Consider the following 12,127-nt stretch of genomic DNA (forward strand, 5'->3'; position numbering starts at 1 on the left):
AACCTGCGCGCGCCTGTCGTTTTCGTTACGTTCGCCCACTGTAGGCTGGAGGAGCATGATGAATACATTGACCGACCGCAATGCGGTCGCCCGGCGGCGCACGCCGCTCAACCGTTCGCAGATCGCCGGGTTCTGGGGCGCGTGGGCCGGCTGGACGCTCGACGGCATGGACTCGTTCATCTACGCGCTGGTGCTCACGCCCGCGCTGACCGAGCTGCTGCCGCGCTCCGGCTTCGCGGCGACGCCGTCGAACGTCGGGCTCGCGGGCTCGATCCTGTTCGCGCTGTTCCTGGTCGGCTGGGGGCTGTCGTTCATCTGGGGGCCGCTCGCGGATCGCTTCGGCCGTACCAAGGTGCTCGCGGCGACGATCTTCACGTTCGCGATTTTCACGGGGCTCGCCGCGACCTCGACCAATGTGTGGCAGCTTGGTATCTATCGCTTCATTGCCGGTGTGGGCATCGGCGGCGAGTGGGCGTTGGCGGGTACCTATGTGGCCGAGGCGTGGCCGGAGGATCGTCGCAAGATGGGGGCCGGTTATCTGCAAACCGGCTACTACGCGGGCTTCTTTCTCGCGGCCGCGCTCAACTACACGATCGGCGTGCACTTCGGCTGGCGCGCGATGTTCCTGACCGGCGCGGTGCCGGTCGTCGTCGCGATTCTGATTCTGCTGCGCGTGAAGGAGCCGGAGAAGTGGCAGAAAGCCGACGCGAAGACGGTGCGCGTGAAGCCGCTGCGCGAAATTCTTGGGGCCGCCTACCGGCGTCGCACATGGGTCGCGTGCATTCTGCTGACGATCGCGATCATCGGTTTGTGGGCGGGCGCGGTGTATGAGCCGTCCGCGGTGATCCAGCTCGCGACGCGCGCCGGCATGTCGAAGAGCGACTCGATCCGCACCGCGTCGCTCGCCACCGGCTTGCTGTCGATCGGCACGATCCTCGGTTGTCTCGCGCTGCCGCCGATGGCCGAGCGAATCGGCCGCAAGAAGACACTGGCGGTGTATTTCGTCGGGATGGCGATCTCGATCGCGGCGAGCTTCGGCTGGGCGTTCTATTTGCCGAACGGACTCGCGCCGTTTATCGCGTGGCTCTTCGTGCTCGGCTTCTTCGGCGGCAATTTCGCGCTGTTCAGCCTGTGGCTGCCCGAACAGTTCGAGACCCGTGTGCGCGCGACGGCGTTTGCGTTCTGCACGTCGTTCGGGCGTTTCGTCGGTGCGGGCGTGAACTTCCTGCTCGGCGCGGCGGTGCTGCATATGCAGACGCTCGGGGTGCCGGTCGCGCTGACCGCGCTCGCGTTCGTGCTCGGCCTGTTCGTGATTCCGTTCGCGCCGGAGACGAAGGGCGAGACGTTGCCGCAGTGAGAAAGACGGCGTGGGACGGGCGGCGCGCTACTTCGCGTGACTGCGTGCCCGTCCGCCCGGATGCAGCAGCGACAGCAGCGGCCAGCCGAGGTTGACGCCGAGACTCGCGGCGACGATCAGTACCATGCCCGCGAGTTGCGGCAACGACAGCGCGCGGCTGTACACGAGCGCATCGACGACGATCGCGGTCAGCGGATAGACGAACAGCAGCACCGCGATCACCGGCGTGGTGAGCTTCGGCAGCGCGCCGTAAATCAGCACATACGACAGCCCGGTATGCAGCACGCCCATGCCGATCAGCCAGAACCATTGCATCGGGCCGATGTGCGTGAGCGTCAATGAGCCGACCAGCGGCGCGATCAGCGGCAGACACACCACGCCGACCGCGCATTGCGCGAGCGTCAGCAGATGCGGGCGCAATTCGCCGAGGCTCTTGGCGATCAGCGTGACACTCGCATACAGCAGCGAGCCGAACAGCGCTTCGCCGAGGCCGATCAGATAGCTGCTGTGGCCGTGCAACGTATCGGTAGTGATCACGCCCGACGCCAGCACGAGTCCGACGAATGCCGTTGCGATCCAGCCGAGCCGGTCCGCGCCGAGTCGCTCATTGAACAACGCCGCGCCGATCAGCACGACCCAGAACGGTTGCACATGAAACACGACGGTCGCGACCGCGATGCTGGTGCGATGAATCGCGTCGAAAAAGCCGACCCATTGCGTGACCATCAGGACACCTGAAATCAGCGCGAGCGTAACCGTGCGGCGCGTGAACTGATCGCGCGTGAAAAAGCCCTTCCACACGCAATACGCGGCCAGCGACAGAAAGCCGAACAGGCAGCGGAAAAACACCAGCGTCAGCACATCGAGCCGCGCTTCCTCGACGAACACGCCGATCGTGCCCATCAGCAGCCCGCCGCTCGCCAGCGTGATGGCGCCTTGTTGACGTGAGGTGAGGGACATGCGGGACGGCTCCATTGAATGATGCCTGCGAGTATCGCGCGGCTTGCGGGCCGATCACAAACGAATTAAATTGAGCAATTCCATAAGCTTGATTGATAAATCGTGAACCCTGAATTCGACGTCGATCTGTTGCGCAGCTTCGTCGCGGTCGTGGACGCGGGCAGTTTCACGAAGGCGGCGGCGAATGTGCATCGCTCGCAGGCGGCGGTCAGCATGCAGATCAAGCGGCTCGAGGCGATGCTCGGCACCACGCTGTTCACGCGTAATACGCGCAATCTGTCGCTGACGCGGCCCGGCAATACGCTGCTCGAATACGCGCGGCGCGCGCTGGCGTTGCAGGAGGAGGCGTGGTCGGCGATCGTGCGGCCGGAGGTGACCGGGCGCGTGGTGCTCGGCGCACCGGACGACTACGTGTCGTCGCTGCTGTCGCCGGTGTTGCGGCGCTTCGCGACTCTGTATCCGCGCGTCGAGATCGAGATCGTCTGCGCGCAGAGCACCGCGCTCGCGCCGATGCTTGCCGACAACAAGATCGACCTCGCGTTCGTCACGCGCGACCGCAAGCTGCGCGGCGAATTCGTGCGCAGCGAGCCGATGGTGTGGGTGGGGGCGTCGATCGATACGCCGGTGCTGGCGGCCTCGCCGTTGCCGGTGGGGCTGTACGAGCCGGGCTGCATCGCGCGGCAGCACACGCTCGCCGCGCTGGATGGCGCGCGCATCCGCTATCGCGCGGCGTTCAGCAGCGCGAGCCTGATGGGGCTCGTCGCGACGGTGGATGCGGGTTTGTCGGTGATCGCGCTCACGCGTTGCAGCGTGCCGTCGCGACTCGCGATTCTCGGCGACGCGCAAGGCCTGCCGAAAATCGCGCCGCTCGAAATCGTGGTCGCGCGTAGTGCGAAGTCGGATCGACCGACCTGCGATTATCTGGCCCAGCAGATGATGCAGGATCTGTCGTTACGCACGCCAGGGCGCGGGGCGGGGCGTAACGAGGGGTAGTGCAATGAAGGGTGGTTCGACGAAAGGCAGCGCTCACGCCCGTGCATAAGCGGTCACGTCGCCGTCCACCGCGATCCGCACCTGGTCGCCCGCGCGCGGGCTCAGATAACCCGGCACACGCGCGCGCACCATCGTGCGCGTCGCGGATTGCAGTTGTAGCGCGACGCTCGCGTCCTGGCCCTGGAAGATCACTTCGGTGACGAGCGCGGCATGCGCGGTGCCTGCCGGCGGCGTCTCGTCCGCGCGCAGCAGTCGGATCTGCTCGGGCCGCAGCATCACGTCGACCGCGCCGTTGCCGGGCGGTGCGGCCAGGCTCAATTCGCCCAGCTCGCAATGCACACGTTGCTCGCGCGCGTCGCCCGGCAACAGCACCGCCTCGCCGACGAACGACGCAAGCTCGCGCGTCACCGGCCGCCGGTACAACGCCTCGGGCGTCGCGGTCTGGATCAGCCGGCCGTTCCACAGCACCGCGACTTCATGCCCGAGCGACAGCGCCTCCGACTGATCGTGCGTAACCAGCACAGCAGTCGCGCCGGCCGCGGCGAGCGCGTTCGCGACCGCCTGGCGGGTTTCGACGCGCAACGCGGCATCGAGCGACGAGAACGGTTCGTCGAGCATGACGAGGGTCGGCGCGGGCGCAAGCGCACGCGCGAGCGCGACGCGCTGCTGCTGACCGCCCGACAGTTGCTGCGGTGCGCGTTCGCCGAATTGCGCGGGCAGGCCGACCAGTTCGAGCAACTCAGCGACGCGATGGCGCGCGCGCCGCTGCGCGCGCGGCAGCCCGAACACGATGTTGTCCGCCACCGACAGATGCGGAAACAACGCGCCTTCCTGCGGGACATAACCGATGCGGCGCTGCTCGGACGGCACATGCAGGTCGTCGCCCACCACGCGCCGGCCGTCGATCTCGACACTGCCGCCGTCCGCGCGCTCGAAGCCGCACAGGAGGCGCAGCAGCGTGGTCTTGCCGCTGCCCGACGGCCCCAGCAGTGCGAGCAGCGTGCCGCGTTTGACCGCGAGATCGATGCCGTGCAGCACCGGGTGGCCGTCGAACGATTTCTGCAGTCCGCGGATACGAAGTTCGCTCATGAAAATCCGAAGGAGGTCGAAGTAAAAAGCGGCGAGTTGAAAAGCCCGCGCAGTCTAGCCGCGTTCGCCGAGCAGCGCCGATTTGCCGAGCAGCGCGAACAGCAGCCCCGACGCGCACAGCGAGATACCGGTCAGCAGCGCCGCATACGGCGCGGCGGCGGCAAACGCCATCGTCGACGTATCGGCCCATACCTGGGTCGCGAGCGTTTGCGTGTCGAGCGGCGACAACAGCAGCGTCGCGTTCAGTTCGGTGACGACCGAGATAAACACCATTGCCGCAGCCGCGCCGAGTCCCGGACCGGCGAGCGGGAGAACCACGCGCACGAGCGTCTGCGTCCAGGTGAGGCCGAGCGCACGCGCGGTTTCCTCGAGACGAGGCTGCGCCTGCATGAACGCCGCGCGCACGCTGACCAGCGCGACCGGCATGAACAGGATCGCGTACGCGACGACCAGCAGCGTCGCGCTCTGATAAAGCGGCTGCAACGCATGCACGGCGAGTGACACGATCGCGAGCGCGATCACCAGCCCCGGCACGCCCTGGGCGAGAAACACGGTGCGCTCGAACAGCGTCGCGAAACGCGTCGGATAGCGCACCAGCAGAAACGCGAGCGGCACCACCAGCAGCGTGGTCAGCGCCGCCGCCGCGAGGCCGAAACCAAGCGACGACAACGTCGCATTCCACAGTAGTTCGGGCGAGACGTCGGCGGGCGTGACCGCGGCCGCGCCCGGCTGCGTGAGCCAGAAACCGATCATGCCGAGCGGCACGCCGAGCGTAGCGAGCGTCAGCAGCGCAAAGCCAGCGACCACGAGCCAGCGCCACGCGCCGAGTTCATAGCGCAGCACCGCGCGGCGGGTGCCGCGATCGACGCGCTCATAGCGCGCCGCGCCGCGCACGCGAAACTCGAACGCGAGCACGACGAGGCAGATCGCGATCAGCAGACACGCGAGCAGCGACGCGCCGCCGCCATCGAAACTGGTGCGGAATTCCGCGTAGATCTGCGTGGTGAAGGTATGGAAGCGCAGCAGCGTAAACGCGCCGAATTCGGACAGCACGCCGAGCGCCACCAGCAACATGCCGCCGAGCAGCGCCGGGCGCAATTGTGGCAGCACCACGCGCACGAAGCTGCTCCAGCGATTGCAGCCGAGCGCGCGCGCGCTTTCTTCGAGCGCCGGGTCCATGCCGCGCAACGCGGCGGCGACCGGCAGATAGACGAGCGGAAAATACGCGCAGCTCAGCACCAGCAGCGCGCCGTTGAAGTCCTGCAGATCTTCGCTCAGCGACACCCATGCGTAGCTGGAGATGAACGCCGGCATCGCCAGCGGCGCGGCGCACAGTACGGCCCACGCGCTGCGTCCGGGTAGATGCGTACGCTCGACGAACCATGCGGCCGCGGTGCCGAGCACCGCGCACACCAGCGTGGTCGCGACGGTGATCAGCACCGTGTTGATCAGCAGTTCGCCGACGAGCGGCCGCCAGATCAGATCGAGCGCTTCGCCGACGCCGAAGCTCGCCGCGCGCCAGAACGTAAACGCGATCGGCAGCAGCACCAGCAATGCGCTGAGTGCCGCCGCCGCGAAGAGGCCACGCGGCGCGCGCGTACGCACGCGTGCCGGGGCGGGGGAGACAGCCGGCGGACCGGCTGACAGTGCTTCGCTCATTTACAGCAGACCGGCCTGGCGCAGCAGCTTGCCGGCCTGACTATCGTCGCCGAGCTGCTGGATCGTCAGCGCGGGCGGAGTCAGTTCGGCGAACGGCTTGAGCGCCGGGTCCGGCGCGACGCCCGCGTGCAGCGGATATTCGAACATCACGTGGCTGTTCGCCATCAGTTGCTGCGCGCGCTCGCTGACCAGATAGGCGAGAAACTTCTGCGCGCCGTCGGCGTTATGCGCGGACTTCAGCACGCCCGCGCCCGATACGTTGACGAGCGCGCCCGCATCGCCGTGGCCGAAGTGATAGATCGCGCTGCGGGTTTTCGCGTCGCCGATTTCCGCGTGCAGACGCGACCAGTAGTAGTTGTTGATCAGACCGGTCGCGACCGCGCCGCGATTCACCGCGGCGACCACGCCTTCGTCGTCGTCGAAAATCTGCGAGTTGGCCTTCAGGCCCTTCAGCCAGGCCACCGTCTGCTCTTCGCCCTTCAGTGCGAGCACGGCGCTCACGAGCGGCAGGAAGTCGGCGTCGCTCGGCGCGATGCCGACCTTGCCTTTCCATTCCGGCTTCGCCAGATCGAACAGCGATTGCGGCAACTGCGACGGTTGCAGCTTCGCCGTGTTGTACGCGAGCACGCTTTCGCGCGCGGTCACCGCGACCCATGCGCCGCCCGGCGAATTGAAGCGCGCCGGCACCGTGGCGAGCGTCGCCGCGTCGACCTTCGCGAGCAGGCCTTTCTCTTCCAGCAGCATCAGCTCCGGCGAGTTCTCGGTGAAGTACACGTCGGCGGGCGATGCCGCGCCCTCCGCGACGATCTGCGCGGCCAGCGCCGGGCCTTCGCCGTTGCGGATTCTCACCGAAATGCCCGATTCCTTTTCGAAGTCCTTCGCGAGCAGATTGACGACCTGCTCGTGCTGCGCGTTGTACAGCGTGATCGACGCCGCGTGAGCCGCCGACGGCACCGTCGCGAGCGCGGTGAACGAGAGCGCGGCCACGCCGGCGAGCGCGCGCAGGCGGGTGGCAAACCAGGAATAAGCCATGTTGCGGAAGTCCGTTTTAATGGTGTTGGAGTGGGGCCGGGCGGCGCGCGCCCGGCGTGCTTCATTTACTTCGGATGCCTGATGGTGCCGGATGGCGTGTGCCTGGCTGCACCCGCGAGTGCGGGGCAGTTCACATGCAAAGCCATCGGCGGCCGCATCACGTCTCGAACAATCCCGCGCCGACATACGAACCCGGCTTCGCCCCCGGCGGCACGACGAAAATCGCGCTGCCGACGTGGGTCGTGAACTGGTTCATCATGTCGAACTTCGCGAGCCGGTCGTTGATCGGGATGAAGCCGGTGCGCGGGTCGCTCTGATGCGCGACGAAAATCAGCCCCGCGTCGTACTCGGTTTCCTGGCGCCATGGCGGCCAGCGCTCGATATAGAAGTTGGTGCCTTCGTTGTACGAATACGAGCGGCGCAGGATCTGCGCGCCGTTGTTGCTCGCCTGATTCGACAGCCGCACGTGCGAGTTCTCGGGAATCAGCGGATTGCCGTCCTTGTCCTCGGCCTTCAGGTCCACCGCATCGAATTCGTTCTTGCTGCCGATCGGCGCGCCGCTGTACTTGTGGCGGCCGAACACCTGCTCCTGGAAGCCGAGCTCGGTGTTGTCCCAGTGTTCGAGCGTGATGCGAATGCGGCGCACGACGGTGTAGGTGCCACCTTCCATCCACGGCGCGTCGTCGGTGGCGCGGGCCCACACGAACTGGTTCATCAGCTCCGGCTTCGCGGTCGACGGATTGTTGGTGCCGTCCTTGAAGCCCATCAGATTGCGCGGTGTCTGGTTGCGCGGCCCGGACAGGAAGCCGGCCTGACCCCAGCGCATCGCCGCGACGCCGTACGCGCGGCGCGACAGTTGCCGCACCGCGTGAAACGCGACCTGCGCGTCGTTCGCGCACGCCTGGATGAACAGGTCGCCGCCGGTCTTCTCCTTGATCAGCTGATCGCCGTTAAAGCGCGGCAGATCGACGAGCGCGGCGGGGCGGCGCGAGGCGAGTCCGTAGCGGTCCTTACCGTCTTTGCTGAAGAGGCCGGGGCCGAAGCCGAACGTGATCGTCAGACCGTTCGGGCCGAGTCCGAGCACGTCGCCGGAATCGGGCGCGGCCTGGTTGTCGCCGGTCTCGCCCACGGGCAGCGCGACGGCCGTGCTGCCTTGCGTGAGACGCGCGGCCGCCTCGGTCCATGCGCGCAGCAGCGCGATCACCTCGTCGCGCTTGTCGGTGGTCAGATCGAGCGCGGCGACATAGGTGTGACTTTGCTGCGGCGTGACGATGCCGCCTTGATGCGCGCCGTAGAACGGCTCGACCTGCAACTGCGGGTCGGGGTTCGGCGCGCTGTGCGCGGGGGCTTTCGCGAGCGCGGGCTGAGCGGTCGCGAGACCGGCGCCGAGCGTCGCACCCAAGCTCGCCCCGGCGGCGACCGCGGCGCCGCCGGCTTTCAGAAAGCCGCGCCGCGAGGGCCGCGGCGGCCGTGGGGGGTGATCGTTGCTCATATCACTTCACCTTGCTGAAGCTGGCGGGTGCGTCGCTTACTTCGCGAGCACCAGCGTGTTCACGTCGTCTTCGACGTAGTAGAAGCCGTCGCCTTCCGGCGTCATCGCGATGCCGAACAGGTCGCCGTTGCCGGGCGGCGATTGCGCCTTGTCGGTATCGATCCAGCGTGCGTAGAGCTGCTTGCCGGTCGCCGGGTCGATCTCGACGACCTGGCCATTCAGCGCGTTGGTCACGAGCAGGTGACCGTTGGGCGCGGTGACCATCGCGAGCGGACGATGCAGCAGGCCGTCGGCGGTCAGCTGGCGGCCGACGCCCGCGCTGGTGTCGCGCGTGAGCGGATCGTCGATCTCGGTGATGCGGTTGCCGATCGCGTCGGACACGTACAGCAGTTTCTTATCGCCCGACAGCGCGAGGCCGGTCGGCCCGACGAGGAACACGCCCTTGTCGGCCTGCGCGCCGAAGCCGCTGCCGATCACGGTTTCCTTCTGCACGACGGGCGGCTTGCCGTCCGGCACGTCGAGGTCGAGGCGCAGCACGGTGGCCTGCTTGAACACCGGCGGATTGCCGTCCGCGCCGCCGACGCCGAAGCCCGCGTTGCTGACGAACAACGTCGCGCTGGTGCCGTTGTCGACGACCGCCATGTTGCCCCACGGGTCGTTGATGTTCGGCGTCGAGATCGTCGAGGCGATCTTGCCCTGCGGGTCGATCACGATCAGACAGCCGGCGCCCTTGGTGCCGGTCGTACCGTCGTTGCTCGGCGTGCTGCCGACGATCACCCAGCCCGACTTCAGCATCGTCATCGCGGTCGACAGGCCGATGCCGCCCGGGCATTCCTTCAGATCGCGCGGCACGGTCGCGAACACCGACATCTGTCTGGTGTCCGGGTGATAGTTGATGATCGTGCTGCCGGTGCCTTGCAGATTGGTCGAGTTGTTGAAGTTGCCGACCAGCACGTCGCCCTGCTTCACGGCGCCGGCGCTGACCGGCGCGACCACGATCGCGTACGGGTTCTGGTCGCCGTTATCGGGCACGGTGTTGATCAGCGTCGTGTGATGCTTGACGGTTTCGAGAAAGCCTTGCGGCTCGGCATAGGCGCTGCTGGCCGTCGCGAGTGCGAGCGTGCCGAGCGTGGCGGCCGTCGCGGCGAGCAGTGCGCGCGACGAAAACTTGCGCGAGAACGGGTTCACGATTGGGCCTCCGTGCGGGCGCACAAAGCGGGAGTGGCGGTGACGATGGAGTGCATGGAAGTGCGGGTCCGATTGCGTGTGGTTGCGTGTGGTTGCGTGAGTACGTGTGTATGAGTACGTGTGTATGAGTACGTGTGTATGAGTACGTGTGTATGAGTACGTGTGTATGAGTACGTGTGTATGAGTACGTGTGTATGAGTACGTGTGTATGAGTGCGTGGCGCGCGGCGTCAGAAATTGATGATGGTCCGCACGCCGACGACGAACGTATTGCGCAGCGGCTGCGTCGGGTCGTTCGGGTTCTGGCCGGCGCCGGCGTTGAACGTGTATTGCGCATCGGCCTGCACCTGCCACCACGGATTGACCTGGTACTGATAGGTCGCCTCGAGCGCGGTTTCGCTGGTGCGCACGCCGTACGGACCGCCGCTGAATGCCAGGGTGTCCTGATCGAGTCCGTTCACATGGCTGCCGATCTTGATGTAGGTGAGCGCGAGACCGGCGCTGTCGTTGTCGCGGCCCTTGAACGGCGCCTTCAGCACGACGCCGAGGTTGGCCGCGACCTGCACGAGGTTGCGGTCGCCCGGCGCGCCCATCACGCGTGCGAACACGCCGAGGCTGCGCGCCTCGTCGGGGTCCGGACGCCAGATCATCTGGTCGGCGACCGCATAGAAGCTGTAGTTGCCGCGATGATTCGCGGCAATGCCGGTCGATGCCGGGTTCGCGAGCGACAGACCGTTATTGTCGAAACGCTGATCCGCGAAGCTGTTGCTGTTGTACCAGACACCGATCTTGTAGGTGCCCGGCAGACCACCGCCGCCCACGCCGACCATTTCGCCTTCGGCCGGCTGGTTGATCGCGTACTGCAATTCGCCGATCCACAACGCGCCGTTATGCAGGTTGAAGTTCGTGCCGCTCATGTTGTTCGGGTTGTTGCCGAGCGGATCGCCCGAATACACGCCGGCAAGCGCGGTCAACGAAGGGGTGATCTGGCCGCGCACGCGCACGCCGAGACCGGACAGCGGATACGCCGGACCGCCCGAAGGCATGTCGTAAGAGGGCAGCGCGGGCCAGCCGAACATCGTGTTGAGGAACAGCGCCGCATACGAACTCACGATGAATTCCTGGTCGAGACTCTGCTGACCGATCTTCACGTCGACGCGCTTGTTCAGGAAGGACTGCTGATACCAGAGCTCCCACAGACGCGTCGCGTCGTCCGCTTCGATGCCGCTCGCGGTGTTCAGCGTGCCGAGCTTGTTGGCGCTCAGGTTGGCGCCGTGAATCTGCAGCGCGCTGACGTTGAAGAGGCCGCCCGGCAGACCGAACGCTTTTTGCGTATCCATCTGCACGGTGGCGGTGGTGAGGCCGTCGTAGTCGGCGCCGCGTGCGAGACCGCCGCGCAGATTGGCGAGCACTTCGCTGGTTTCGGTCAGCGTGAAGGTTACGCCGTATTTGCCGAGCCACGGACGCAGGCCACCCATGTCGCCGAGCATCTGCTGACGATTCCAGAAACCGGTCCACTGACTGGTCTGGGTCGCCTGGATTTTCAGGTCGGCTTCGGGCGCTTCCGGGTTCGCATCGGGATTGGCTTCGGCCATGGCCGCGCCGGCGCTCAGCGAGGCCCACGCGAAGGCGGTGCACAGCGCGACGCGACGCAGCGAAGGCAAACGCGTACGAGAGATTGCGCGGGAACGGGCAGGGGAGTCGCAAAAAGGACGCGCATCGACGCGCGGTCCGTTGAGTTGGGCGAACTTCATCGAAATCCTTATTGGTGTTGTTTCGACCGATGTGATCAGCATTGCGACTGCCTGGCGCGAATTCGCGTGATATCCCGGGATGCCGAAGCAGTAGATGGCGTGATCGTACGTAGGGTAATTAAGAGAGTCAACACAAATGAGAACGATTCTCATCAATATTACTGACACGTAATGCTGATATTTACAAATCAATTTCAGTACCTATAGATAGGCAAATCGATGTTAATAAAAACGTAATTCGATCGTATTGATGTGGTTAGACAAAACGCGCTGGGGGATAGTGTGTGGACACGCACGAGTTGACCCGAAAGGAAAAGTAAGGAGGTCGAAGTGAACGGGCGCACGCTGTTGGTTTTGTTGCTGATGAGCGGGGGTGTGTTTCCGTAGATCGTGCAAAGCGCGTCGTGTATCGCGCTGTCGGCGCTAAAGAGTAGCTAGAGGGTATGCCGGGAGCAGATAGCGGGAATGGCATCGCCGCAGCAACGGTTGAACAACGGCTGCGCAAGGATTGCGGGCGACGCGCACGCAGTGCTTCGCAAATAAAGAAGACGTCGCATGAACGTCGCGATGGATCGGCTATGATCGTCTCGCCGAGTACCCGGTC

10 protein-coding genes are annotated in these 12,127 nt (G+C 65.9%); 3 read left to right on the forward strand and 7 right to left on the reverse strand.

What is annotated here, in order from left to right; genetic code table 11:
- The first annotated feature begins 58 nt into the window (after positions 1-58).
- A complete protein-coding gene (locus HHL14_RS24915) occupies positions 59-1,357 on the forward strand; it encodes an MFS transporter (RefSeq protein ID WP_206002503.1) in 1,299 nt (432 codons plus the stop codon).
- A 27-nt stretch (positions 1,358-1,384) separates the two neighbouring features.
- Here the strand turns inward: HHL14_RS24915 and HHL14_RS24920 are convergent, their stop codons facing one another.
- Positions 1,385-2,317 (reverse strand): DMT family transporter, encoded by a 933-nt coding sequence (locus tag HHL14_RS24920; RefSeq protein WP_169500251.1) that lies wholly within the window; start codon positions 2,315-2,317, stop codon positions 1,385-1,387.
- Between the two features lie 102 nt (positions 2,318-2,419).
- Here HHL14_RS24920 and HHL14_RS24925 point away from each other — a divergent pair, with 102 nt between their 5' ends.
- Entirely contained in the window at positions 2,420-3,310 is an 891-nt protein-coding gene (locus HHL14_RS24925; RefSeq protein WP_169500252.1) for a LysR family transcriptional regulator, read from the forward strand.
- A 33-nt stretch (positions 3,311-3,343) separates the two neighbouring features.
- Here HHL14_RS24925 and HHL14_RS24930 read toward each other — a convergent pair whose 3' ends face one another.
- From HHL14_RS24930 to HHL14_RS24955, 6 genes are all read right to left on the reverse strand, one after another.
- Positions 3,344-4,399, reverse strand: a complete 1,056-nt coding sequence (locus HHL14_RS24930) for an ABC transporter ATP-binding protein (RefSeq protein ID WP_169500253.1) — start codon at positions 4,397-4,399, stop codon at positions 3,344-3,346.
- Positions 4,400-4,453: 54 nt separating this feature from the next.
- Positions 4,454-6,058, reverse strand: a complete 1,605-nt coding sequence (locus tag HHL14_RS24935) for an ABC transporter permease (protein WP_169500254.1) — start codon at positions 6,056-6,058, stop codon at positions 4,454-4,456.
- Positions 6,059-7,090, reverse strand: coding sequence for an iron ABC transporter substrate-binding protein (locus tag HHL14_RS24940; RefSeq protein ID WP_169500255.1), 1,032 nt, complete (start codon positions 7,088-7,090; stop codon positions 6,059-6,061).
- A gap of 157 nt (positions 7,091-7,247) precedes the next feature.
- The gene (efeB, locus tag HHL14_RS24945; protein WP_169500256.1) at positions 7,248-8,582 is read right to left on the reverse strand and encodes an iron uptake transporter deferrochelatase/peroxidase subunit; all 1,335 of its coding nucleotides are present in this window, start codon (positions 8,580-8,582) and stop codon (positions 7,248-7,250) included.
- Between the two features lie 36 nt (positions 8,583-8,618).
- On the reverse strand, positions 8,619-9,770 hold the full coding sequence (locus tag HHL14_RS24950; protein WP_169500257.1) for a hypothetical protein: 1,152 nt from the start codon (positions 9,768-9,770) through the stop codon (positions 8,619-8,621).
- Positions 9,771-9,999: 229 nt separating this feature from the next.
- A complete protein-coding gene (locus HHL14_RS24955; protein ID WP_407945303.1) occupies positions 10,000-11,364 on the reverse strand; it encodes a carbohydrate porin in 1,365 nt (454 codons plus the stop codon).
- On the opposite strand from HHL14_RS24955, the gene HHL14_RS33310 reads away from it, so the two are divergent.
- Positions 11,363-11,593 carry a hypothetical protein gene (locus tag HHL14_RS33310; protein ID WP_230413186.1) on the forward strand — a complete coding sequence of 77 codons (231 nt, stop codon included), beginning with the start codon at positions 11,363-11,365 and terminating at the stop codon, positions 11,591-11,593. The genes HHL14_RS24955 and HHL14_RS33310 overlap by 2 nt on opposite strands.
- Positions 11,594-12,127: the final 534 nt, after the last annotated feature.

This window comes from Paraburkholderia antibiotica, assembly GCF_012927125.1.
GTDB classification, from domain to species: Bacteria; Pseudomonadota; Gammaproteobacteria; order Burkholderiales; family Burkholderiaceae; genus Paraburkholderia; species Paraburkholderia antibiotica.

Coding starts and splice junctions, on each gene's coding strand:
- HHL14_RS24915 (WP_206002503.1), top strand. CDS start 59: ATGAATACATTGACCGACCGCAATGCGGTCGCCCGGCGGCGCACGCCG.
- HHL14_RS24920 (WP_169500251.1), bottom strand. CDS start 2,317: ATGTCCCTCACCTCACGTCAACAAGGCGCCATCACGCTGGCGAGCGGC.
- HHL14_RS24930 (WP_169500253.1), bottom strand. CDS start 4,399: ATGAGCGAACTTCGTATCCGCGGACTGCAGAAATCGTTCGACGGCCAC.
- HHL14_RS24935 (WP_169500254.1), bottom strand. CDS start 6,058: ATGAGCGAAGCACTGTCAGCCGGTCCGCCGGCTGTCTCCCCCGCCCCG.
- HHL14_RS24940 (WP_169500255.1), bottom strand. CDS start 7,090: ATGGCTTATTCCTGGTTTGCCACCCGCCTGCGCGCGCTCGCCGGCGTG.
- efeB (WP_169500256.1), bottom strand. CDS start 8,582: ATGAGCAACGATCACCCCCCACGGCCGCCGCGGCCCTCGCGGCGCGGC.
- HHL14_RS33310 (WP_230413186.1), top strand. CDS start 11,363: ATGGCCGCGCCGGCGCTCAGCGAGGCCCACGCGAAGGCGGTGCACAGC.
- HHL14_RS24955 (WP_407945303.1), bottom strand. CDS start 11,364: ATGGCCGAAGCCAATCCCGATGCGAACCCGGAAGCGCCCGAAGCCGAC.